We start from the raw sequence: 22,831 nt of genomic DNA, 5'->3' as shown, positions 1-22,831 counted from the left end.
AAGGCCGCCTTCATGGACAACGAACCAAGTCGGCTCAGCCGGCCTTGGCAGGGTCCTCGATGGGCTCCTCGACCGGCCAGTCGCGGATATAGGCCTTGAGCATGCGGTTCTCGAAGTCCTGGCTGTCCACCACCGCCTTGGCCACGTCGTAGAAAGAGATGACGCCCATCAGCGTCTTGCCGTTCATCACCGGCATATAGCGCGCGTGGCGGCCCAGCATCATGCGGCGCACCTCGTCGATCTCTGTCTCGGGCGTGCAGGTCAGCGGCGCGTCGTCCATCACCGTGCGGACGATGGTCGTGCCCACCGTGCCCTGGTTCTTCACGATGGCCTGGATGACCTCGCGGAAGGTCAGCATGCCGACCAGGTCGCCATGCTCCATGACGACCAGCGAACCGATGTCGCGCTCTGCCATGACGGCCAGCGAATCCTTCAGCGGCTCGTCAGGCGTGACAGTGAACAAGGTGCCACCTTTGACACGCAGGATATCGACGACTTTCATAGGGGCCTCCATGCGAAAACTGCCAGTCAACATAGCACACAATGCCCGCGACTCCACCCCATAGAAAACACCATGCCGGGCTTCGACACCCTAGCTTTGCATGCCGGCGCCACGCCCGATCCGGGCACCGGCGCGCGGGCGACGCCGCTGCACCTCAGCACCTCCTTCGTCTTCGAGAACAGCGAGCACGCGGCGTCGCTGTTCAACATGGAGCGTTCGGGGCACGTCTACAGCCGGCTCTCCAACCCGACGACGGCGGTTTTCGAGGAGCGCATGGCGGCGCTGGACGGCGGCATCGGCGCGATCGCCACGGCCAGCGGCCAGGCGGCCCTGCACCTGGCCATCTGCACGCTGATGGGCGCCGGTGGGCACATCGTCGCCAGCACGGCGCTGTATGGTGGCAGCCACAACCTGCTGCACTACACGCTGCGCCGTTTCGGCATCGAGACGACCTTCGTCAACCCACGCGACCTGGACGCCTGGCGCGCCGCCATCCGGCCCGAGACGCGGCTGTTGTTTGGCGAGAGCCTGGGCAACCCGGGGCTGGACGTGCTGGACATCCCGGCCGTGTCGGCACTGGCGCACGAGGCCGGCCTGCCTCTGCTGGTGGACGCCACCTTCACGACACCCTACCTGCAGCGCCCGGCCGAACTGGGCGCCGATCTCGTCTACCACTCGGCCACCAAGTTTCTCTGCGGCCATGGCACGGTGGTTGGCGGCGTGCTGGTGGATGCGGGCTCCTTCGACTGGCAGGCCGCGCATGATCGCCACGGGCGATTCGAGACCTTGTGCGAGCCGTATGACGGCTTCCACGGCATGGTGTTCGCTGAGGAAAGCACCGTCGGCGCCTTCCTGCTGCGCGCCCGCCGGGAGGGGCTGCGCGACTTTGGCGCCTGCATGAGCCCGCACACGGCCTGGCTGATGCTGCAAGGACTGGAGACGTTGCCGCTGCGCATGGCCCGGCATGTGGCCAATGCGCAGGCGGTGGCCGAGTTCCTGCAGGCACACGACCTCGTCGAGAAGGTGGCCTACCCCGGCCTGGCCTCCCACCCCGACCATGCGCTGGCGCGAAAGCTCATGCCACGCGGCGCTGGCGCGGTGTTCTCCTTCGACTTGAAGGGAACGCGGGAACAGGGCCGCGCCTTCATCGAGGCGCTCAAGCTCTTCTCCCACCTGGCCAACGTTGGCGACGCCAAGTCCCTGGTCATCCACCCCGCCAGCACAACCCACTTCCGCATGGATGACGCGGCGCTCAGGAGTGCCGGCATAGGCCCGGGCACCATCCGCCTGTCCGTCGGGCTGGAAGACCCGGCCGACCTCATCGACGACCTGAAGCGCGCGCTCAAGATGGCAGGCAAGGCATGAAGTTCATCGTCGACAACCAAGAGGCCTATGCGTACACGGGCGGCAAGGCGTTAGACCCCGCCCTGCCCTGCGTCGTCTTCATCCATGGCGCACAGAACGACCACAGCGTCTGGACCCTGCTGGCGCGCTGGTGTGCCCACCACGGCTACGGCGTGCTCGCCGTCGACCTGCCGGGCCATGGCCGCAGCGCTGGCACGCCTTTGAAGAGCGTCGAGGACATCGCCTCCTGGCTGCACCGTCTGCTCGACGCGGCCGGCGTGCAAAAGGCCACCCTCGTCGGCCACAGCATGGGCTCGCTGATCGCACTCGAAGCGGCCGAACGAGCGTCCACTCTCGTCATGGTCGGCACGGCCTACCCGATGAAGGTCTCGGAGGCTCTTTTGACGACGGCGCGCGACAAGCCCGAGGCCGCGATGGCCATGGTCACGGCCTTTTCGCATTCGCTGGCCAGCGCCAAGCCGGGCTACCCGGGCCCGGGCGCCTGGCTGCGCGGCGGCTCGATGGCGCTGATGCGCCGGCTGCAGGGGCGCCAGACGGAAGTCAATCTGTTCGAGAACGACTTCCAGGTCTGCGACCGCTATGCCGGCGGCGAGGCCGCGGCCGCTCGCGTGGCCTGCCCGGTGCATTTCATCCTCGGCGCGCTGGACCAGATGACGTCGCCCAAGCAGAACGCCGTGCTCGGCGGCCTGCTCAAGCCGCGCATCCATACCGTGCCAGCCGGCCACGCGCTGATGGCCGAAGCACCGGACGCCGTGCTGGCCGCGCTGAGGGCGGCGCTTCAGCCCAGCTCGTAGGCTGCTTCGTCGGGCCGCCGCACGGCCCGGGCGTATTCGCCGGTGAAGCCCGGCCAGATCGCGATGATGCGGCCGCTGTCGTTGCGGTACCAGGAACTGCACCGGCTCCAGACCGAGCCGGCGAGCCTTTGCTGGACGTTGGCGTCCTGGGCTGCAAACGCTTCAGGGCGCACGTCTATCCATCGCTTGCCTGATTGCTTGACTCTGCGCATGCAGGCCAGCGCGTGCTGGACCTGGGGCTCGATGAAAAGCAGCGTCGAGGTATGGCCTGTGCCGGTGTTGGGGCCGAGCGTCAGGAAGAGGTTGGGAAAGCCCGGGACCGTCAGGCCGAAGTAGGCGCTGGGATTGACGCGCCAGGTCTCTTCCAGCGTGCGCCCGTCGAGACCTGTGATGGGCAGCTCCGCCAGGAGTTGCGTCGTGTCGAAGCCGGTGGCACAGACCAGTGCGTCCAACTGGTGCTCCCGGCCGTCCAGGGTCAGCACGCCTCTTTCCGTCACGCCGGTGATGGCCTCCGTGACCAGCTCCGACTGCGGCAGCGCCAGCGCATGGAAGTAGTCGTTGGAGTAGATGATGCGCTTGCATCCCAGCGGATAGCGGGGTGTCAGTCGTTCGCGCAGCACAGCATCGGGCACATGGCGCCGCAGATGGCCGCGGGCCGTGGCCACTATGGCGCGCCGGGCCAGCGTGCCCTCGTCGAAGCCGCGCCGCCCCAGCTCCAGGAACTGCACCCAGGCATGGCGGGCCAGCGCGGCATAGGGCGGGAAGCGGGCCAGCCAGCGGTCGAGTGCGCCATAGCGCCGGTCCAGCCGCGGCATCACCCAGTTGGGCGTGCGCTGGAACAGCGTGAGCCGTGCCGCCGTGGGTGCCAGCGCCGGCACAAGCTGAGACGCCGTGGAGCCCGTGCCGATGACGCCGATGCGCTTGCCGCCCAAGTCCGCGTCGGCCGGCCAACGCGCCGAGTGCAGCAACTGCCCTTTGAAGGAGGCCAGATCGGGGATGTCGGGCCAGCGCGGCCGGCTCAGCGGGCCGGTGCTGCAGACGAAGAAGCGCGCGCTCAAGGCGCTGCCATCGTCCAGGCTCAGCTCCCAGCGGCCGGCCTGTGCGTCGAAGCGCGCCTCGGTGATGGCCACGCCCAGACGCATGCGTGCCGCCAGGCCGTGCTGCTCGGCCAGGCGCTGCTGGTAGCGGTGAATCTCGGGCGCGTCGGCGAAGCGGTGCGTCCAATGAGGGTTGGGCGCAAAGCTGAAGCTGTAGGCCGGTGCCGGCACATCGACCTGGGCGCCGGGGTAGCGGTTGTCCCACCAGGTGCCGCCCAGCCCATGAGACTTCTCGACGATGAGGTAGTCATCGACGCCCGCGCGCTGCAGCTGGATGGCCATGCACAGCCCGGACATGCCCGCACCGAGGATGACAACCTCCAACTCGGTGGGCATGGCGCGCATCGGCGCATTATTGCGAGGGCATCCCCGCTTGCCGCTCGGGCGCAACCCGCGCTTGAATCAGGGCCTGCCAGCACTGACCCTCCATGAGCACCGAACGCTTCTCTCGCTTCGCCGATTTCTATCCCTTCTACCTCAGCGAGCACGGCAACGCCATCTGCCGCCGGCTGCACTTCGTCGGCTCGACCCTGGTGCTGGTCTGCCTGTGGCAGCTGTTCAGGACGGGCGCGCTGGTGTGGCTGCTTTACGGCCTGCTGTGCGGCTATGGCTTCGCCTGGGTCGGGCATTTCTTCTTCGAGAAGAACCGGCCGGCGACCTTCAAATATCCGCTTTACAGCTTCATCGGCGACTGGGTCATGTACGCCGACATCTGGCGCGGTCGCGTGAAGCTTTAGTTGCGCCAGGCCAGGCCGATGCCCACCGACGAGCCGGTGCGTTTCTCGACCAGCGGGCTGTCGGCGACGGGACCGAGGAGGCGGCTCGCGCCGGCATTGCCGTAGACGAGCCAATGCTTGGTCAGCGGCCGGATGAAGCCGACACCCACGTGCACATCGCGCAGGCCGGCACCGGGTTCGTAGGCGGGTTTGCCACTGGCCGCGACGGCCGACTCGGGCACGCCGAAATAGCTGCGCAGGTTTCGAGCGCTGGCGGCCGAGATGCCGAAGCCGCTGGTCCACTCCAGCGTCGGGCTGCGGTAGAACCGCCAGCCCAGGTCCGCGCCCAGCGTCGTGCCGCCTTGCCGGCCGAGCAGGTCCTGCGACAGCGTCGCGCCGATGGTCAGGTCCTTGGTGAGGCTGTAGTTGGTATAGAAGCGCGCCCTCAGCGTGCGCCGGACGTCGGGCAGGCCCCGCGTGGTGCTGGCGTCGCCGCTGCTGCGGCCGCTGTCCATGCGCAGTGACACACCCACGCGCAGCTTGTCTGTGTCAATGAACTGGGTACTGGCACCGCCGGCCGCCTCCTCACGCCCGAAGCCCATCAGGCTGCCCGCGCCGGAAGTGCTGATGCGCACTCGGCCGAGCTTGAATGCCCACAAGGGCTTGATCTTGATGTCACGGCTGCTCGCGCCGTCGTACTCCGGCTGCGAGGCCACCGCGGCCCCCAGCAGATAGCGAGCTGACGGACTTTCCACCTCGGGCTGCTCGGCCTGGGCCAACGTCGCCACGGACAGAGCCAGGAGGGTAGTCAACGCGACTCTCATAGAGGCTAGCGTACCAGCCAGACCTGGCACCGCCTGTCAGCCAACGTGTAGTTCGCGTGTCAGCTCAGTCAGCATGTCGTCAACCATGGCATCCAGGTCGTACTGCAGCTTCCAGCCCCAATCGGCCTGGGCGGCTGCGTCGTCGATGCGTTGTGGCCAACTGGCTGCAATGGCCTGGCGGAAGTCTGGCACGCAGTCCATCGTGAACTCGGGCAGGCGGCGGCGGATGGAGGCGGCGATGCCTGCCGGCGTGAAGCTGACGCCGGCGAGGTTGTAGCTGCCGCGCTGCCTGACCTGGTCGGCCGGCGCGTTCATCAGCTCGATGGTGGCGCGCAGCGCATCGGGCATGTACATCATCGGCAGGGCCTGGTCCTCTTTCAGGAAGCAGGTGTAGCGGCCTTCCTTGATCGCCGAATGGAAGATCTCCACCGCGTAGTCTGTCGTGCCGCCGCCGGGCGGCGTCTTCCAGCTGATGAGGCCGGGGTAGCGCAGGCTGCGCACGTCCACGCCGTGCTTGGCGTGGTACCAGTCGCACCAGCGTTCGCCGGCGAGCTTGGAGATGCCATAGACCGTCGTCGGGTCCATGACGGTCGTCTGCGGCGTGTCGATGGCTGGCGTGTTGGGGCCGAAGGCCGCGATCGAACTGGGCCAGAAGATCTTGTCCAGCTTCTCGTGGCGGGCCAGCTCCAGCACATTGAGCAGGCCCTTCATGTTCAGGTCCCAGGCCCACATCGGGTGCTTCTCGCCGTTGGCCGACAGCGCCGCGGCCAGGTGGTAGATCTGCGTGATGTGGTGGCGCTTGACGACGGTGGCCAGGCCCCCCGCGTCGGTCACATCCAGCGCCTCGTGCTGGAGGCTGGGCACGCGGCCCTTGGGGCTGAGGTCGCTGGTGACGACGGCTTCATTGCCATGCAGCTTCGCCAGTTCGGTCGCCAGCTCGGTGCCGATCTGGCCATTCGCTCCAATGATGAGGATCTTCATTTGACGAGGCCCAGCTCACGGCCCGCCTGCGTGAAGGCGGCAACGGCCTTCTCCAGGTGCTCGCGCTCATGCACGGCCGAGACCTGCACGCGGATGCGCGCCTGGCCCTTGGGCACGACGGGGAAGAAGAAGCCGACGGCATAGATGCCCAGCTCCAGGATGCGCTTGCTGAGCTCCTGCGCCTTCACCGCGTCGTAGACCATGATGGGCACGATGGGGTGGGTGCCGGGCTTGATCTCGAAGCCGGCGGCCTGGATCGCCTCGCGGAACCAGGCGGTGTTGGCTTCGAGCTTGTCGCGCAGCGCCGTGGAGCCTTCCAGCAGGTCCAGCACGGCCAGCGACGCGCCGGCGATGCTGGGGGCCAGCGTATTGCTGAACAGATAGGGGCGCGAGCGCTGGCGCAACAGCTCGACGACTTCCTTGCGCGCGGCCGTGAAGCCACCGCTGGCGCCGCCCAGGGCCTTGCCGAAGGTGCCCGTGATGATGTCGATCTTGCCAAACACACCGCGATGCTCGGCGGTGCCACGGCCGGTCTTGCCCATGAAGCCTGACGCATGGCATTCGTCGATGCCCAGCAGCGCGTCGTAGCGGTCGCAGAGGGCGCGGATCTTGTCGAGCTGGGCGATGGTGCCGTCCATCGAGAACACACCGTCGGTGAACACCAGCGTGAAACGGGCGCCCTTCTCTTTTGCTTCCTTCAGGCAGCGCTCGAGGTCGTCGAGATTGTTGTGCTCGTAGCGGTAGCGCTGCGCCTTGCACAGACGGATGCCGTCGATGATGGAAGCGTGGTTGAGGGCGTCGCTGATGATGGCGTCCTGCTCACCCAGCAGCGGCTCGAACAGGCCGCCGTTGGCGTCGAAGGCGGCGGCGTAGAGGATGGCGTCCTCGCAGCCGACGAAGCGGGCGATGCGTTGTTCCAGTTCCTTGTGCACATCCTGTGTGCCGCAAATGAAGCGCACCGAAGACAGCCCGAAGCCATGCGTGCGCAGGGCTTCATGCGCGGCCTCGATGACCTTGGGATGCGACGACAAGCCCAGGTAGTTGTTGGCGCAAAGGTTGATGACTTCGCGGCCGTCGGCCGTCTTCACGACGGCGCCCTGGGGCGTCGTGATGATGCGTTCGGACTTGAACAGCCCGGCGGCGCGGATGCTGTCCAGCTCGGTCTGCAGGTGTTGATAGAAGGCCTGGCTCATGGCGCTGCTCCTGATGCACAATCCGGTTTAGTGAACTCGTTCGATATATCGAACTTTTGTGCAGTATCTGAAAATCATCTATCCAGGTCAAGCATGAACATGGACAACACCGAACCGCCCCGCGTCGGCGCCGCCCTGCAGGCGCTGCGCGGCAGCCGTGGCCTGTCGCTGGATGATCTCTCCAAGCGGGCCGGCGTGAGTAAGTCGATGTTGTCGCAAATCGAGCGCAACCAGGCCAATCCCACGGTGGCCGTGGTGTGGCGGCTGGCCAATGCGCTGGGCGTGGACATGGGTGAGTTGCTGGGCGGCGAGCGCGCAGCGACGCCTGCCATCGAGACCGTGCCGGCCCACGCGACGCCGGGGCTGACCAGCCCGGACGGGCTTTGCAAGCTGCGCATCCTCGGCCCCATCGAGCTGGCCGGGCAGTTCGAGTGGTACGAGCTGAACATCCAACCCGGTGGCGTGCTGGACAGCCAGGCCCATGAGCCGGGTTCGCGCGAGCACCTGAGCGTGCTGACGGGCAGCCTGGAGGTCAGCGCCCAGGGCATGACCAACAAGCTCAAGGCCGGCGAGACGGCGCGTTATGCGGTGGACGGCCCGCATGCCATCCGCAACGTGGGCAAGTCGGCGGCGACCGCACTTTTGGTGGTGCTCCACCCGTAGACTCCGGCGGGTTCAACCAAGGAGCCCGCCGATGCTGCAACGTCGTTCCGCCCTGGCCGCGCTGGCCGCCCTGCCCTTTGCCGCCCGCGCCGATGACAAGCCCATTCGCCTCCTCGTCGGCTTTCCGGCCGGCGGCGGCACCGACGCGATTGCGCGATTGCTGGGTGAGGCCTTGCAGGCGTCATTGGGCACGCCGGTCATCGTCGAGAACAAGCCCGGCGCCGGCGGCCAGATCGCGGCCCAGGCGCTGAAGGCCGCGGCACCCGACGGTACGACCTTCTTCGTCAGCCACGACCACACCATCTCCATCCTGCCGCTGGTGCTGAAGAACCCGGGCTTTGACCCGGCCCACGATTTCGTACCGGTGGCCGGCTTCGCGACCTTTGCCAATGCCCTGGCCCTGTCGGGCGGCACGCCCGCCGCCAGCCTGCCCGAGTACCTCGCCTGGGTGAAGAAGCAGGGCGGCCAGGGCAGCGTGGGCGTGCCGGCGCCGGCCTCGGTGCCGGAGTTCCTCGTCAAGCTGCTCGGCGAGAAGAATGGCCTGAACCTGCTGGCCGTGCCCTACCGCGGCAGCGCGCCGATGATTGCCGACATGCTGGGCAACCAGATCAGCGCCGGCGTCGGCTCGGTACCCGACCTCATCACCAACCACCAGCAGAAGAAGCTGCGCATCGTCGCCGTCATGGGCCAGCAGCGCCAGGGCGTGTTGCCGGAGGTGCCGACCTTTGCGGAACTGGGCGTCGCGGGCTTCGAGGATCTGCCCTATTACGGCCTGTTCGCACCGGCGGGCACCGCGCCGGCCGTCGTCGAGCGCTTCTCGAATGCGCTGGCCGGCGTCATCAATCAGCCGGTCGTGAAGGCGCGATTGACCGAGCTCGGCCTGTCGGTGGCCATGATGAGCTCGGCCCAGCTCGCCACCCGCGAGCGCGCCTACTCGGCGGCCTGGGCCAAGATCATCAAGGCCGGGGGCTTCCAGCCTCAGTGAGCAGCAGGCGGTCGAGGGTCAACTTCGACCATTCACCCTGCGCCCACAGATTGGCCAGCAGCCCCTGGCGCTCGGCCAGGAAGGCGCTCAGCAGAGGTTCGGCCAGCGCCTTCTCGGGCGTGCACAGCAGCACCAGCCGCTGGGCGCCCTCTTCTTCCAGCCGGCCGATCCAGTCCAGGGCCAGCAGCTTGTCGATGACGGGGCTGAGCTGCAGCGGGTCCACCCGCAGCGCGCTGGCCAGGGCCAGATAGGACAGGCCCTGCTGGCCGGCCTCGCGCACGCGCCAGAGTTCGCGCAGCACCTCCAGCGCCAGCGCCATGGGCTGGCCGGGCGAGTCGGGGCGCAGATGCAGCCGGCCCGTCAGGCTGGGCGTGTTGGCCGCCAGGATGGCGCCCAGCAGCACGATGACCCAGCCCAGGTAGATCCAGATCAGGAAGATGGGCACGGTCGCGAAGGCGCCGTACAGCGTCGAATAGGTCGGCACCTGCTTCACATACCAGGCCAGCAGACCCTTGGCCAGCGAGAAGCCCAGCGACACGAAGGCGCCGCCGATGAGGGCATGGCGCCAGCGCACATGGGTGTTGGGCACGTAATGGAAAAGCCCGGCCATCGCCAGGCCGAACAGCACCACGTCGGCGCTGCCCAGGACCGTGGACATGCTCGCCGGCATGGCCGTGAGATAACCCTGGCCGACGCTGATGGCATAGCTGGTCAGCGTCAGGCTGCCGCCGAGCAGCAGCGGGCCCAGCGTCAACGCGGCCCAGTAGACCAGCACGCGCTGCGCCATGGGCCGCGGGCGCTTCACGCGCCAGATCGCGTTCAGCGTGCGGTCGATGGTCAGCATCAACGCCAGCGCCGTGATGCCCAGAAAGATCAGGCCCACCACACCCAGCTTGTTGGCCTTGGCGGCGAACTGCGTCAGCGAGGCCAGCACCGGCTTGGCGATATTGGGCGGGATCAAGCTCTTCAGGAAGTACTGCTCCAGCGCGGACTGGAAGCTGGAGAACATCGGGAAGGCCGTGAAGATGGCCAGCATCACGGTCAGCAGCGGCACCAGCGAGATCAGCGTCGTGAAGGTCAGGCTGCCGGCAGTCAGGCCGAGCTTCTCCTCGCGGAAACGCTGGCGGAAGGTGTGCAGGGTCTGCAACCAGGGCCAGGCCAACAGCTCGGTGATGAAGTCGCTGGCGAAGGCGATGGGGTTGTGGGCCAGCGGTGCGTCCGGGTTGTCGGCATTGGCGGGCGCGGCGGGCGGAACGGGCGGGATCGGCGGAATCGGCGTCAAGGACATGGCTTCTATGATGCCGCAGCTATGTCCCCTGCCCTTGAAAGAACCCAACCCACGGCCGTCGAACGGCTGACGCGCAATCTGGCGTTCAGCGCCACCGTAAGCCTCATCCTGCTGTGCCTGGCCTGGGAGCTGTGGCTGGCGCCGACCGGCCGCGGCACGCTGGCCGTGAAGGCGCTGCCGCTGCTGGCGGCACCCGTCGGCCTGTGGCGCTACCGCATGTACACCTACCGCTGGCTGGCCCTGGCCATCTGGCTCTATGTGATGGAGGGCCTGGTGCGCTCGACCAGCGAAGGCGGCCTCGGGCAATGGCTGGCGCTGGGTGAAGTGCTGCTGGGCGTCGTCATCTTCACGGCCTGCACGGCCCAGATCCGCCAGCGACTGGCGGCGGCCAAAGCCACATGAACGCCTTTCTCGCTGCGCTGCGTGAACAGCTTGGCGAGGCGGGCCTGCTGGTGGGTGGCGATCTGGCGGCCTATGAGAACGACTGGCGCAAGCGCTATGCCGGCAAGGCTCTGGCCGTGGCGCGGCCGGCGTCGACCGAGGAAGTCGCGGCAGTGATGCGCCTATGCCACGAGCACCGCGTGCCGGTCGTGCCGCAGGGCGGCAACACCGGTCTGGTGGGCGGCTCGACGCCGGACGACAGCGGCCAACAACTCCTGCTGAGCCTGACGCGCATGAAGCGCGTGCGCGGCATCGACCTCGCCAACGCCAGCCTGACGGCCGAGGCCGGTTGCGTGCTGGCCGAGATCCAAACCGCCGCGGCTGGGGCCGGAATGCTCTTTCCGCTCAGCCTGGCGGCCGAGGGTTCGTGCACGCTCGGTGGCAACCTGGCGACGAATGCCGGAGGCACGCAGGTGCTGCGTTATGGCAATGCGCGCGAACTCTGCCTCGGCCTCGAGGTTGTCACCGTGGCCGGCGAGATCTGGCATGGGCTGTCGGGGCTGCGCAAGGACAACACCGGCTATGACCTGCGCGACCTTTTCATCGGCAGCGAGGGCACGCTGGGCGTCATCACCGCCGCGACGATGAAGCTGTATCCGCAGCCGAAGGAGCGCCTGACCGCGCTGGCGGCCTGTGCCTCGCTGGACGATGCCGTCGCCTTGCTCGGCCTGGCGCGCGAGCGCGCCGGCGATGCGCTGACCGGCTTCGAAGTGATGAACCGCGCCTCGCTCGCCCTTGTCGCGCGCGAGCTGCCGCAACTGCCCCAGCCCTTGCCGGCCGCCGCATGGACCGTGCTGCTGGAGTTGTCCGACGCCGAAAGCGCCGAGCATGCACGCAGCGTCTTCGAAGGTCTGCTTGAAACCGCGCTCGAAGGCGGCTGCGTGCAGGACGCGGCCATTGCCCAGAACATCCAGCAGGCCAAGGCTTTCTGGTATCTGCGCGAGTCCATCCCCTTGGCCCAGGCCCAGGCAGGGCTGAACATCAAGCATGACATCTCGCTGCCGGTGTCCGCCATTCCCGGCTTCGTCGCCGAGATGGATGCGGTGCTGGCGGCTTATCTGCCCGGCATCGAGGTCATCGACTTCGGCCATCTGGGCGATGGCAATCTGCATTACAACGTGCAGGCGCCGGCCGGTGTGGCCGCCGCCGAGTTCCTGGCTGCACATGAGTCAGCCATCAACGAGCAGGTCTACGACGCCGTGCAGCGCCGTGGCGGTTCGATCTCGGCCGAGCACGGCATCGGCCGGCTCAAGCGCGAGGAGCTGGCTCAGCGCAAGGACCCGACGGCCCTGGCGCTGATGCGGGCGATCAAGCGGGCACTCGACCCGCTCGACCTGCTCAACCCTGGGCGGCTGGTGTAACGATCACTCGGCGGCCCGTCACCAGACGGCCCAGCTTGACGATCAGGCGGAACACGAAGCGCACCATCACCAGCGCCAGCACCGCTTCGATCAACGTCAGCACAAAGGCACCGACCAGTGTGAACCGCGGCACGCGGCGATGGAACTTGGCCAGCGCATGGTCACGGGCCAGCTCGATGCTGTCGTAGAAGGTCGGCACGATGAGCAGCGTCAGCAGCGTCGACGTGATGGTGCCACCGATGATGGCCACGGCCATCGGGCGGTAGAACTCGCCGCCTTCGCCGATGCCGATGGCGACCGGCATCATGCCGGCGATCAGCGCCAGCGTCGTCATCAGGATGGGACGGAAGCGCTTGCGGCCTGCGTGCATCAGCGCCTCTTCGCGATCGATGCCAGCCTTCTCCTCCTGGCGCGTCGCGTCCAGCAGCAGGATGGCGTTCTTGGCCACCAGGCCCATCAGCATGATGACGCCGATCAGGCTCATCAGGTTCAGCGTGCCGCGCGTCAGGATCAGCGCCAGCACGACGCCGATCAGGCTCAGCGGCAGCGACAGCATGACGGCGAACGGCGCCGTGAAGCTGTTGAACTGGATGACGAGCACGAAGTACATCAGCGCGATGCCGGACAGCAGCGCGGTGATCATGGCCGTGAAGACGACTTGCTGGTCACGCGCCGCGCCCGCCAGCTCGATGCCGAAGCCGGGCGGGAAGTCGATCTTCTCGGCCAGCTTCTTGGCTTCGGCGGTGATCTCGCCGGACGAGCGGCCCTGGGCATTGGCGCTGACCGTGATGGTGCGCTTGCCGTCGCCGTGCTGGATCTGGCCCGGGCCCTTGCCCATGGTGACGGTGGCGATCTGGTCCAGCGGCACCATGCGGTTGGTGCCGGTCACCGCGATCGGCAGGCGCTCGATATTGGCGGCGTCGACGCGGTCGCTCGGGTGCAGGCGGATGGACACGTCGCGGGCCTCACCGGTCGGGTCGATCCAGTCACCGGCCTCGACACCGGCGAAGGCGACGCGCAGCGCCTGGGCGGCGTCGTTGACCGAGATGCCCATCTGGTTGGCCAGGCTGCGGTCGAGCTCGATCTGCAGCTCGTTCTGCGGGTCCTGCTCGGAGTAGCCGATGTCGACCGCACCCTTGATGCCCGCCATGGTCTTCTGGAAGTCCTGCGTGATCTGCTGCAGTCGGCGCGTGTCGGTGCCGTAGAAGCGGATCTGCACGGGCTTCTGGGCGCCGTTGTTCAGGTCGTCAAGCACGACGTACTCGGCGCCGACCAGGCGGGCGACCTTCTCGCGCAGCTCCTTGGCGACGTCGGCGGCCGAGCGCTGGCGCTCGGTGCTCTTGCCAATGTCGACGTAGATGCGCCCGCCGCTGGCGTTGGGATAGGAGGTCGTCGCCTTGGTTTCCTTCATCGTCGAGGCCAGGGCAGCGGCCGCGTCGAGCTTGAGCTTGGAATAGTCGAGGCTGCTGGAGGCGGGGCTGCGCACCTCGATGGCCAGGAAGCCGGCATCGGCCTGCGGCAGGAAGCTGGAGCCGCCGAACGTCATCTGCAGGAAGATGGCGCCGACGAGGCTGAGGACCGCGAAGGCCGTCATCCAGCGGCGGTGGTGCAACGCCCAGGCGATGACATGGCCATAGCCGTTGGCCACGCCGTCGAACCAGTGATTGAAGCGCTCCAGCAGCCTGCCGAACCCCTTCTTGGGCTGCTCGTGGTAGCCCACGGGGTCGCCCCAATAGGCCGACAGCATCGGGTCGAGCGTGAAGCTGATGATGAGCGATACGACGACCGAGGCCACGACGGTCAGCGCGAACGGCTTGAACCATTGGCCGGGGCCGTTGCCCATGAAAGCGACCGGCACGAAGACCGCGACGATGGCGAAGGTGGTGGCGGCCACGGCCAGGCCGATCTCGGCGGTGCCCTCGCGCGCCGCGGTGACGCGGTCGCTGCCGCGCTCCATGTGGCGGACGATGTTCTCCCGCACGACGATGGCGTCGTCGATGAGCACGCCGATGGCCAGTGACAGGCCCAGCAGGCTCATGAAGTTCAGCGAGAAGCCCATCAGCCAGACGGCGATGAAGGCGGCCAGCACGGACGTGGGCAGGGACAGCGCGGTGATCAGCGTCGAGCGCCAGCTGTTCAGGAAGGCGTAGACGACGAAGATGGTCAGTGCGGCGCCAAACACCAGCGCATCGGTGACGTTGTGCAGGCTGTTCTCGGCATCCTTGCCGCCGTCCTGGGTGATCTCGAGCGTCGTGCCCTTGGGCAGTTCCTTCTCGATTTCCTTCAGCAGCGTGCGCGCGCCGTTGGCCACGCTGACGGTGGAGGCATCGCGTGAGCGCGTGATGGAGATGCCGACGTTGGGTCGGCCGTTGCGCAGCGAGTAGCCGGTCATCTCGGCGAAGCCGTCCTGCACCTCGGCCACCTGGCCCAGGCGCACGACGGTGCCGCCGCCGGTGCCACCTGTGCGCTTGATGATCATCTGCTCGAACTCGGCCGGCGACTCGAGGCGACCGAGCAGGCGGATGCTCTGGTCTTCCAGCGCGCCACGCACCTTGCCGACTGGGGCGGTGGTGTTCTGCGCGCGCACGGCATTCAGCACCTCGGTGACGGAGACGCCGAACTCGCGCAGCTTCTCGGCGTGCAGCAGGATGGACAACTCGCGCTTGAGCGAACCGTTGACACCCACCGTCGACACGCCTGAGATGCCGCGAAAGCGCTCGGCGAGCTTGTCCTCGGCCAGGCGGCTGAGCTGGGCGTGCGTCAGCGTCGTGCTGGACAGCGACAGCTGCAGGATGGGCTGAGCGCCGGGGTCGGCTCGCGTGATGATGGGTTCGCGGATTTCAGTGGGCAGCTTGTAGCGCACCGAGGCGATGGCGTTGCGCACCTCATCGGCGGCCTCGATCATGTTCTTCGAGAAGTCGAAGACCAGCACGAGGGTGGCGCTGCCCTCGCGCGACGTGGAGTTGGAGCGGTCCACGCCGGAGATGCTCTGCAGCGCTTTCTCGATGCGGTTGACGACCTCGCGCTCCACCGTCTCGGGCGACGCGCCCGGATAGGGAATGTTGATGACGAGCACCGGCGGCTCGACCTCGGGGAACTGGTTGACCTTGAGCTTGGACAGCGCCAGCAGGCCCACCAGCATCAGCCCGATGACCATGACGACGGTCGCGACGGGCTTGCTGATGCTGAAGTTGGAGAGAAACATCGAGGTCTCCTGCTTACTTGCTGGCGGCAGGCACGGGTGACGCCGTGCCCGCGACGGCTGAGGCCGCGCCGGCCCCGGCCGTGACGCGCTGCAGCGGCGCACCATCGGTCAGGTTGCCGGTGGGTGCGCGCAGCACCTGGTCTCCCAAAGCCAGGCCTGAAGCGATGACGACCTCGCCGCGGCGGTCGTCACGCTCGCCCAAGATCACGTTGACCTTCTTGAGCTGATTGCCATCGACCTTCCAGACATAGGCGCTATCGCCCTGGCGCTGCACCGAGCCCTCGGCCAGCACCAGCGCCTTGCGCTCGGCGCTCTCGACGCGGCCTTCGGCATAGAGGCCGGAGACCTGAGGGGCCTTGCTGCGATCGTTGAATTCAGCGATGAGCTCGACCTGACGCGTCGTCGCATTGGCAGCGGCATCGATGCGGGCCAGCTTGCCGCGGAACTCCGCGTCGCCAAAGCCGTTGATGCGGAAGGACACCGGTTGGCCCAGCTTGAGCTCGCCCAGGCGATCGGCCGAGACCTGGCCTTCGAAGCGCATCGACGCCGGGTCGATGACCTTGATGAGTTCGCGGCCGATCTGCACGGTGTCGCCGACGGAGATCTTTCGCTCGCTGACGACGCCATCGAACGGCGCGCGGATCTCGGTGCGCGAAACCTGCTGGCGGGCCGTGACGGCGCGCGCCTTGGCTGCGGCCAGCTCGCTCTGGGCGGCGTTGCGGCGCACCTCGGCGTCTTCCAGGCCTTGCATGGAAATCATGCCCTGCTGGTTCAGCGTGCGCTGGCGGGCCAGCACGCGCTCGGTCTGCTCGAAGCTCTGTTGGGCGGCGCGCAGCGCCTCATCGGCCGAGGTCAGGCCGTCGCGGATGGAGGTGGGGTCCAGTCGGATGATGAGATCACCCGCGCGCACACGTTCGCCGTTGTCCTTGGCCACCTGCAGCACGACGGCGGCCACTTCGGCACGCAGGTCGGCACGGCGGGCCGGCTGGATGGCGCCCGTGATGACGGGCGCGCCGATCAGGCCGCTCTGGCCAACCTGACGCAGATCCTCGGGCGCGAGCAGCAGCGGCGCAGACGTCTTGGCCGCGGCGCCCTTGGCCTCATCGGGCTTGCCACCCTTGCCGCAAGCGGTAAGGGCCAGGGCCAATGTCAATGCGGTCAGGGTCAGCGATGCACGCGTCATGGAGACAAGCTTTCTTCGAAAGGGCAAAGGTCGGACGGCTCAAACGCCGGAGCTTAACGGTCTGGCAACACGGCGCCAGAGGTCATGTACGAAACGGAAGAACTTTCGGGCCGAGCGCCGGGCCTGCCGTGGGCCAGAGGCCCATGGCCTTCCGTAGGCACAAGCAGTCCGCAGGGACTTCTTGTGTCCGACTCCAGTTCACCTGGCCGGCCCGCCTGGCGATGTGCATGCGGCTTGACGCTGCATGCGTCGCCGTCTCCCTGGAACCGGCCAAGGTATGCCTTGGACGAGGGGCGCTACTTTAGCCAGTCCAGCGCCCAGGCACCCTGCTGCCAGCGCTGCAGCCACAGCAGGCCGATCAGGGTCTTGGCATCGGTCAGCTCGCCTTGGGCGGCGAGGCGGTCGAGATCGTCGACCGTGTGTGTGACAAGCTCGAGAAACTCGCCCTCGTCCAACTTCTGCTCGCCCTTGTTCAGGCCACGCGCGAAGTAGATGTGGATGCCTTCATCCGAGTAGGCGATGGCGTTGTGTAGTACACCGGCATAGGCCCATTCGGTGGCGCTGTAGCCGGTCTCCTCCAGCAGCTCGCGGCGACCGCAGACCAGCGGGTCTTCGCCGGCGTCGAGCTTGCCGGCCGGGAACTCCAGCATCACGCGGCCCATGGGGTAGCGGTATTGGCGCTCCATCAACAACCGGCCATCGTCCAGCAGCGGTACGACCATGACGGCGCCGGGGTGGCGGATGTATTCGCGGTGCGCGGCGGTGCCGTCCGGCAGCGCGACACGATCGCGGCGCACGTCGAGGAAGTGGCCCGCGAAGACCTGTGTGCTTTCGAGCAGGCGCTCGACGAGATGGGGGTCTTCGCTGTCAGAGGTGGCCACGGCGCAGATATCTCCAGACAAAGCCGGGAAAGCCCAGCGTGATGAAGAGACAGGTCGCCGCGGCATAGAACTCCCAGCCTTGCGCATGGCGCTGGCCGATGCGGGCCTCCAGCACCGAGCCGAGGGCAAAGGTCAGCGCGGCCATCAATACCAGCTCGAGCAGCCGCCACCAGGCCGCTTTCGGCGCTTGGCGCGGGCCAACGAGGAGTAGCCTCTCGCTGAAGTAAGGCAGGTTGGCCGCGATGACGGCCGCGGCGAGGACCAGCCAGACGGCGGCGGACTGGTCCATGGAGCGTTCAGGTCGCCAGCGCCTGGCGGATGGCGACCTTGCACAGCTCCAACAGGCCACCCGGCAGCAGGCCGAAGACCAGCACGGCGGCGCCATTGAGCGTCATGACGAAGCGCACGTCGGCCGGCGCGGCCAGCGGGGCCGTATCGGTCGGGGCGTCGAAGAACATGACCTTGACGATGCGCAGGTAATAGAAGGCGCCAACCAGCGACACGACGACGGCGAAGCCGGCCAGCCACAGGTAGAACGGCATCTGCGTGGCCACCAGAGCCTGCAGCACGGCCAGCTTGGCGTAGAAACCCACGGTGGGCGGCACGCCGGCCAGCGAGAACATGAACAGCGTCATGACCAGGGCGAACCAAGGGCTGCGCTTGCCCAGGCCCGCCAGGTCCTTGATCTCCTCAGCCTCATGGCCCTGGCGCGACAGCAAGATGACCATGCCGAAGGTACCCAGTGTCGTCAGCACATAGGTGACGACGTAGAACATGGCCGAGCTGTAGGCGTTGGTGCCCCAGGTCGTGCTGTCGTTGACGACGCCGGCAGTCATGCCCAAGAGCATGAAGCCCATGTTGGCGATGGTCGAGTAGGCCAGCATGCGCTTCAGATTGCTCTGGGCGATGGCCGCCAGGTTGCCGATCAGCAGCGACATGACGGACAGCACGACCAGCATCTGCTGCCAGTCCACGGCCAGGCCGCTCATGCCTTCGACGAGCAGGCGCACGGTGATCGCGAATGCGGCGAGCTTGGGCGCGCCACCGATCAGGAGCGTGACAGCCGTCGGGGCGCCCTGGTAGACGTCAGGCACCCACATATGGAAGGGCGCGGCGCCGAGCTTGAAGGCCAGGCCAGCGACGACGAAGACGGTGCCGAAGATCAGCACGCTCTTGTTCGGGATGCCCTGGGAGATGACGCCAAAGACTTCGGGAATGGTCAGCGAACCGGTGGCGCCGTACATCATCGACAGGCCGTACAGCAGGAAGCCGCTGGCGAGGGCGCCGAGGACGAAGTACTTCATCGCCGCCTCGGTCGACACCGCATGGTCACGGCGCAGCGCGACCAGCGCGTACAGCGACAGGCTCATCAGCTCCAGGCCGAGGTAGACGACCAGGAAGTTGTTGGCCGACAGCATCACGTTGATGCCCAGCAGCGCGAACAGGCTGAGGATGAAGAGCTCGCCCTTGAGCATCTCGCGGAAAGCGGCATAGGGGCGCGCATAGACCAGCGTGATCAGCGTCGCGACGCAGGCGAAGCCGGCCAGCAGGTGGCCCATGGGGTCGGCGACCACCATGTCCTGCATGGCATAGGTGGTCAGGCCGGCGTTGAAGTAGCTGAAGTGCAGGCCACCCACGACGATGAGGGTCAGCTGGGTCAGCCAGTAGGTCGGGCGGCGCTGCTCGTCGGTGACCCACAGGTCCACCAGGGCAACCACGCAGCCCATCGCCAGCAGCAGGATTTCGGGGTAGATCGCGAGCCAGTTCATGTCGTTCATTGTTCTTGCCTCTGCTCGAAATCAGGCCGGGATCTTGCTGAGCGCGACATGCCTGAGCAGCTCGGTGACCGAGTTGTGCATCACGTCGGTGAAGGGCTTGGGATAGAGGCCCATGTACAGCGTCGCCACGGCCAGCAGAGCGAGCATGAGGAATTCGCGGGTATTGATGTCGGTCAGCGCGCGCACGTCGTCGTTGGCAATATCGCCAAAGTAGACGCGCTTGATCATCCACAGCGTGTAGGCCGCGCCAAAGACCAGGGCCGTCGCGGCGATGCCGCCCAGCCAGAAGTTGGCCTTGACGGTGCCGAGGATGACCATCCACTCGCCGACGAAGCCGGCCGTGGCGGGCAGGCCGCAGTTGGCCATGCCGAAGAAGACGGCAAAGGCAGCGAACTTGGGCATGGTGTTGACGACACCACCATAGGAAGCGATCTCACGCGAGTGCACGCGGTCGTAGAGCACGCCGATGCACAGGAACATCGCACCCGACACGAAGCCGTGCGAGATCATCTGTACCAGGCCGCCAGAGACGCCCAGTTCGTTGAAGATGAAGAAGCCCAGCGTCACGAAGCCCATGTGGGCGATGGACGAGTAGGCCACCAGCTTCTTCATGTCCTTCTGCACCAGGGCCACCAGGCCGATGTAGACGACGGCGATCAGCGACAGCGCAATGATCAGCCAGGACCAGTGGCGGGCGGCGTCCGGCGCGATCGGCAGCGAGAAACGCAGGAAGCCATAGCAACCCAGCTTCAGCATGATGGCCGCCAGCACGACGGAGCCGCCGGTGGGGGCCTCGACGTGGGCATCGGGCAGCCAGGTGTGCACCGGCCACATCGGCACCTTGACCGAGAAGGCGGCCAGGAAGGCGAAGAACAGCCAGGTCTGGGCGCCACCGGTCAGCGGCAACTTGTGCCAGGTCTGGATGTCGAAGCTGCCGCCGGGAACCTGGGAGTACAGGTAGAGCAGCGCGATCAGCATCAGCAGCGAGCCGGCCAGCGTGTAGAGGAAGAACTTGAAAGCCGCATAGACGCGGTTCGGGCCGCCCCAGACGCCGATGATGATGTACATCGGGATCAGTGTGGCCTCGAAGAAGACGTAGAACAGCATGCCGTCCAGCGCGCTGAACACGCCCACCATCAGGCCCGACAGGATCAGGAAGGCGCCCATGTACTGGTTGACGCGGGTCTCGATGACCTCCCAGGCCGAGATCACCACGATGATGGTGATGAAGGCCGTCAGCGGCACGAACCACATCGAGATGCCGTCCACGCCCAGGTGGTAGCTGATGTTGAAGCGGTCGATCCAGGGTTGGTTCTCGACGAACTGCATGGCAGCCGTCGATGTGTCAAAGCCGGTGATCAGCGGGATGGTGGCGAGAAAGCTCGCCACGGCAGCGACCAGGGCCAGCCAGCGCACGGCGTGCGCCTGCTCGTCGCGCCCGAGCGCCAGCAGCAAGGCGCCGCAGACGATGGGCAGAAAAATCGCAAGACTCAGCAACATTCTTGTTCTCCGCCTCTCGCTCAGAACCCGAACAGGGCGCTGAACTGGGGCTTGATATAGGGCCAGAGCTGCCAGGTCATCAGGCCGGTGACGCCAAGGATCATGACGAGGGCGTACCAGTACAGGTAGCCGCTCTGCAGGCGGCGCACCAGGCCCGCGATGCCACCGACGCCACGCGCCGAGCCATTGATGATGAGTCCGTCGATCAGCCCGGCATCGCCACCCTTCCACAGGCCCATGCCGATGAGGCGTGCGGCGCGGGCGAGGATGTTCTCGTTGATCCAGTCCATGAAGTACTTGTTCTCCAGGACGATGATCAGCGGGCGCAGCACCTTGGCCAGCGTGGCCGGAATGCTCGGGGCGACCATGTAGAACACGTAGGCCGTCACGACACCGGCCAGCGCGAGCCAGAACGGCAGCGAGGTCAATCCGTGCAGGGCCATCGCGGCGGCGCCATGGAACTCCTCGGCCAGTTCCTCCATCGCCGGGTGGGCGTGCAGGTTGACGAAGATGGCGTCCTTGAAGAAGTCGCCGAACAGCATCGGCTGGATGGTCATGAAGCCGATCACGACCGAGGGGATGGCCAGCAGCACCAGCGGTGCGGTGACGACCCAGGGCGACTCGTGCGGCACGTGGGCGTGGTGGTCGCCGTGGTCGTCATGACCGTGCTGCTCGTCATCTTCCGGCGGGAAGGGCTTGTGGTGGAAGTTCTCCTTGCCGTGGAAGACGAGGAAGTACATCCGGAACGAATAGAAGGCCGTCACGAACACACCGACGATGACGGCGAAGTAGGCGAAGTGCGCGCCCGGCAGATGGCTGGCGTGCACGGCCTCAATGATCGAGTCCTTGGAGTAGAAGCCCGAGAACAGCGGCGTGCCGATCAGCGCGAGCGAACCCAGCAGCGACGTGATCCAGGTGATGGGCATGTACTTGCGCAGGCCGCCCATGTTGCGGATGTCCTGGTCATGGTGCATGCCGATGATGACGGAGCCCGCGCCCAGGAACAGCAGCGCCTTGAAGAAGGCGTGCGTCATCAGGTGGAAGACGGCCACCGAGTAGGCCGAGGCGCCCAGGGCGACGGTCATGTAACCCAGCTGGGACAGCGTCGAGTACGCCACGACGCGCTTGATGTCGTTCTGGATGATGCCGAGGAACCCCATGAACAACGCCGTGATCGCACCGATCACCATGACGAAGTTCAGCGCCGTGTCGCTCAGCTCGAACAGCGGCGACATGCGCGCCACCATGAAGATGCCGGCCGTCACCATCGTGGCGGCATGGATCAGCGCGGAGATGGGCGTCGGACCTTCCATCGAGTCCGGCAGCCAGACGTGCAGCGGGAACTGCGCCGACTTGCCCATCGCACCGATGAAGAGGCAGATGCAGGTGACCGTCATCAGCGACCAATCGGTGCCGGGGAAGATCATCTGCGACAGGATCTCGGACTTGGCGAAGGTCTCGGCGTAGTTCAGCGAACCCCCGAAGGCCACCAGCAGGCCGATGCCCAGGATGAAGCCGAAGTCGCCGACCCGGTTCACCAGGAAAGCCTTCATGTTGGCGAAGATGGCCGTCGGTTTCTTGTACCAGAAGCCGATCAGCAGATACGACACCAGGCCCACCGCTTCCCAGCCGAAGAACAGCTGCAGCATGTTGTTGCTCATGACGAGCATCAGCATGCTGAAGGTGAACAGCGAGATGTAGGAGAAGAAGCGCTGGTAGCCGTCGTCCTCTTCCATGTAGCCGATGGTGTAGATGTGCACCATCAGCGACACGAAGGTCACGACCACCATCATCATGGCCGTCAGGCCGTCGATGAGGAAGCCGACTTCCATCTTCAGCGCGCCGAGGTTCATCCATTCGTAGATGGTGGCGTTGAAGCGCGCGCCGTCGACGGCCACGCTGTACAGCGTCATCGCCGACAGGATGAAGGCGATCAGCACGCCGAGGATGGTGACCATGTGCGAGCCGCGGCGGCCCACCGTCTTGCCGAAGAAGCCGGCGACGATGGCGCCCGCGAGCGGTGCCAGCGGCACCGTCAGCAGCAGGTTCTGGGAGAGTTGTGCAGACATCTTTT

General features: G+C 66.6%; 20 protein-coding genes. 7 read left to right on the top strand and 13 right to left on the bottom strand.

Annotation, left to right across the window (positions count from 1 at the left end; all coding sequences use genetic code 11):
• Positions 1–34 precede the first annotated feature (34 nt).
• Positions 35–502, bottom strand: coding sequence for a CBS domain-containing protein (locus ASC91_RS12270; protein ID WP_056196964.1), 468 nt, complete (start codon positions 500–502; stop codon positions 35–37).
• 72 nt (positions 503–574) lie between these two features.
• Between ASC91_RS12270 and ASC91_RS12265 the strand changes: the two genes are divergently transcribed.
• Together ASC91_RS12265 and ASC91_RS12260 are read left to right on the top strand one after the other, a co-directional pair.
• Positions 575–1,867 carry an O-acetylhomoserine aminocarboxypropyltransferase gene (locus ASC91_RS12265; RefSeq protein WP_056196962.1) on the top strand — a complete coding sequence of 431 codons (1,293 nt, stop codon included), beginning with the start codon at positions 575–577 and terminating at the stop codon, positions 1,865–1,867.
• On the top strand, positions 1,864–2,661 hold the full coding sequence (locus ASC91_RS12260) for an alpha/beta fold hydrolase (RefSeq protein WP_056196960.1): 798 nt from the start codon (positions 1,864–1,866) through the stop codon (positions 2,659–2,661). Before ASC91_RS12265 ends, ASC91_RS12260 begins: the two co-directional genes overlap by 4 nt.
• On the opposite strand, the gene ASC91_RS12255 is transcribed toward ASC91_RS12260, so the two are convergent.
• Positions 2,646–4,103, bottom strand: a complete 1,458-nt coding sequence (locus tag ASC91_RS12255) for an NAD(P)/FAD-dependent oxidoreductase (RefSeq protein WP_056196958.1) — start codon at positions 4,101–4,103, stop codon at positions 2,646–2,648. The two genes, ASC91_RS12260 and ASC91_RS12255, sit on opposite strands and share 16 nt — an antisense overlap.
• Positions 4,104–4,186: 83 nt before the next feature.
• Here ASC91_RS12255 and ASC91_RS12250 point away from each other — a divergent pair, with 83 nt between their 5' ends.
• Entirely contained in the window at positions 4,187–4,495 is a 309-nt protein-coding gene (locus ASC91_RS12250; RefSeq protein ID WP_056196956.1) for an Mpo1-like protein, read from the top strand.
• Here the strand turns inward: ASC91_RS12250 and ASC91_RS12245 are convergent.
• Genes ASC91_RS12245 through kbl form a run of 3 tightly spaced genes read right to left on the bottom strand, consistent with a single transcriptional unit; the run spans position 4,492 to position 7,472 of the window.
• Positions 4,492–5,286, bottom strand: coding sequence for a MipA/OmpV family protein (locus tag ASC91_RS12245; RefSeq protein WP_162247778.1), 795 nt, complete (start codon positions 5,284–5,286; stop codon positions 4,492–4,494). The genes ASC91_RS12250 and ASC91_RS12245 overlap by 4 nt on opposite strands.
• Before the next feature lie 48 nt (positions 5,287–5,334).
• The gene (locus ASC91_RS12240) at positions 5,335–6,279 is read right to left on the bottom strand and encodes an NAD-dependent epimerase/dehydratase family protein (protein ID WP_056196951.1); all 945 of its coding nucleotides are present in this window, start codon (positions 6,277–6,279) and stop codon (positions 5,335–5,337) included.
• Positions 6,276–7,472: a glycine C-acetyltransferase gene (gene kbl, locus ASC91_RS12235; protein WP_056196949.1), complete on the bottom strand. Its 1,197-nt coding sequence runs from the start codon at positions 7,470–7,472 to the stop codon at positions 6,276–6,278. The genes ASC91_RS12240 and kbl overlap by 4 nt, the downstream gene beginning before the upstream one ends.
• A 99-nt stretch (positions 7,473–7,571) precedes the next feature.
• On the opposite strand from kbl, the gene ASC91_RS12230 reads away from it, so the two are divergent.
• Together ASC91_RS12230 and ASC91_RS12225 are read left to right on the top strand one after the other, a co-directional pair.
• Positions 7,572–8,135 (top strand): helix-turn-helix domain-containing protein, encoded by a 564-nt coding sequence (locus ASC91_RS12230; RefSeq protein WP_056197263.1) that lies wholly within the window; start codon positions 7,572–7,574, stop codon positions 8,133–8,135.
• 31 nt (positions 8,136–8,166) lie between these two features.
• Entirely contained in the window at positions 8,167–9,120 is a 954-nt protein-coding gene (locus ASC91_RS12225; RefSeq protein ID WP_056196947.1) for a Bug family tripartite tricarboxylate transporter substrate binding protein, read from the top strand.
• Here the strand turns inward: ASC91_RS12225 and ASC91_RS12220 are convergent.
• Complete coding sequence (locus ASC91_RS12220) at positions 9,092–10,408, bottom strand: YihY family inner membrane protein (protein ID WP_082532621.1); 1,317 nt, start codon at positions 10,406–10,408, stop codon at positions 9,092–9,094. The two genes, ASC91_RS12225 and ASC91_RS12220, sit on opposite strands and share 29 nt — an antisense overlap.
• A 21-nt stretch (positions 10,409–10,429) precedes the next feature.
• Between ASC91_RS12220 and ASC91_RS12215 the strand changes: the two genes are divergently transcribed.
• Together ASC91_RS12215 and ASC91_RS12210 are read left to right on the top strand one after the other, a co-directional pair.
• Entirely contained in the window at positions 10,430–10,810 is a 381-nt protein-coding gene (locus ASC91_RS12215; RefSeq protein ID WP_056196946.1) for a DUF2069 domain-containing protein, read from the top strand.
• Complete coding sequence (locus ASC91_RS12210; RefSeq protein ID WP_056196944.1) at positions 10,807–12,210, top strand: FAD-binding oxidoreductase; 1,404 nt, start codon at positions 10,807–10,809, stop codon at positions 12,208–12,210. Before ASC91_RS12215 ends, ASC91_RS12210 begins: the two co-directional genes overlap by 4 nt.
• On the opposite strand, the gene ASC91_RS12205 is transcribed toward ASC91_RS12210, so the two are convergent.
• The 7 genes from ASC91_RS12205 to nuoL form a co-directional block, all read right to left on the bottom strand.
• Positions 12,188–15,415 carry an efflux RND transporter permease subunit gene (locus ASC91_RS12205; RefSeq protein WP_056196942.1) on the bottom strand — a complete coding sequence of 1,076 codons (3,228 nt, stop codon included), beginning with the start codon at positions 15,413–15,415 and terminating at the stop codon, positions 12,188–12,190. The genes ASC91_RS12210 and ASC91_RS12205 overlap by 23 nt on opposite strands.
• 13 nt (positions 15,416–15,428) lie before the next feature.
• Complete coding sequence (locus ASC91_RS12200) at positions 15,429–16,598, bottom strand: efflux RND transporter periplasmic adaptor subunit (RefSeq protein WP_056196940.1); 1,170 nt, start codon at positions 16,596–16,598, stop codon at positions 15,429–15,431.
• A 296-nt stretch (positions 16,599–16,894) separates the two neighbouring features.
• Entirely contained in the window at positions 16,895–17,479 is a 585-nt protein-coding gene (locus tag ASC91_RS12195; protein ID WP_056196939.1) for an NUDIX domain-containing protein, read from the bottom strand.
• Positions 17,466–17,768 carry a DUF2818 family protein gene (locus ASC91_RS12190; RefSeq protein WP_056196937.1) on the bottom strand — a complete coding sequence of 101 codons (303 nt, stop codon included), beginning with the start codon at positions 17,766–17,768 and terminating at the stop codon, positions 17,466–17,468. Before ASC91_RS12190 ends, ASC91_RS12195 begins: the two co-directional genes overlap by 14 nt.
• Before the next feature lie 7 nt (positions 17,769–17,775).
• A complete protein-coding gene (gene nuoN, locus ASC91_RS12185; RefSeq protein WP_056196935.1) occupies positions 17,776–19,257 on the bottom strand; it encodes an NADH-quinone oxidoreductase subunit NuoN in 1,482 nt (493 codons plus the stop codon).
• Positions 19,258–19,278: 21 nt separating this feature from the next.
• Entirely contained in the window at positions 19,279–20,757 is a 1,479-nt protein-coding gene (locus ASC91_RS12180; RefSeq protein ID WP_056196933.1) for an NADH-quinone oxidoreductase subunit M, read from the bottom strand.
• 20 nt (positions 20,758–20,777) lie between these two features.
• Positions 20,778–22,826, bottom strand: coding sequence for an NADH-quinone oxidoreductase subunit L (gene nuoL / locus ASC91_RS12175; RefSeq protein ID WP_056196931.1), 2,049 nt, complete (start codon positions 22,824–22,826; stop codon positions 20,778–20,780).
• Positions 22,827–22,831 lie beyond the last annotated feature (5 nt).

Source organism: Pelomonas sp. Root1237, assembly GCF_001425055.1.
Classification (GTDB): domain Bacteria; phylum Pseudomonadota; class Gammaproteobacteria; order Burkholderiales; family Burkholderiaceae_C; genus Pelomonas.
Note: the sequence above shows the minus strand (reverse complement) of the source record. Positions and strands in the feature narration are given on the sequence as shown.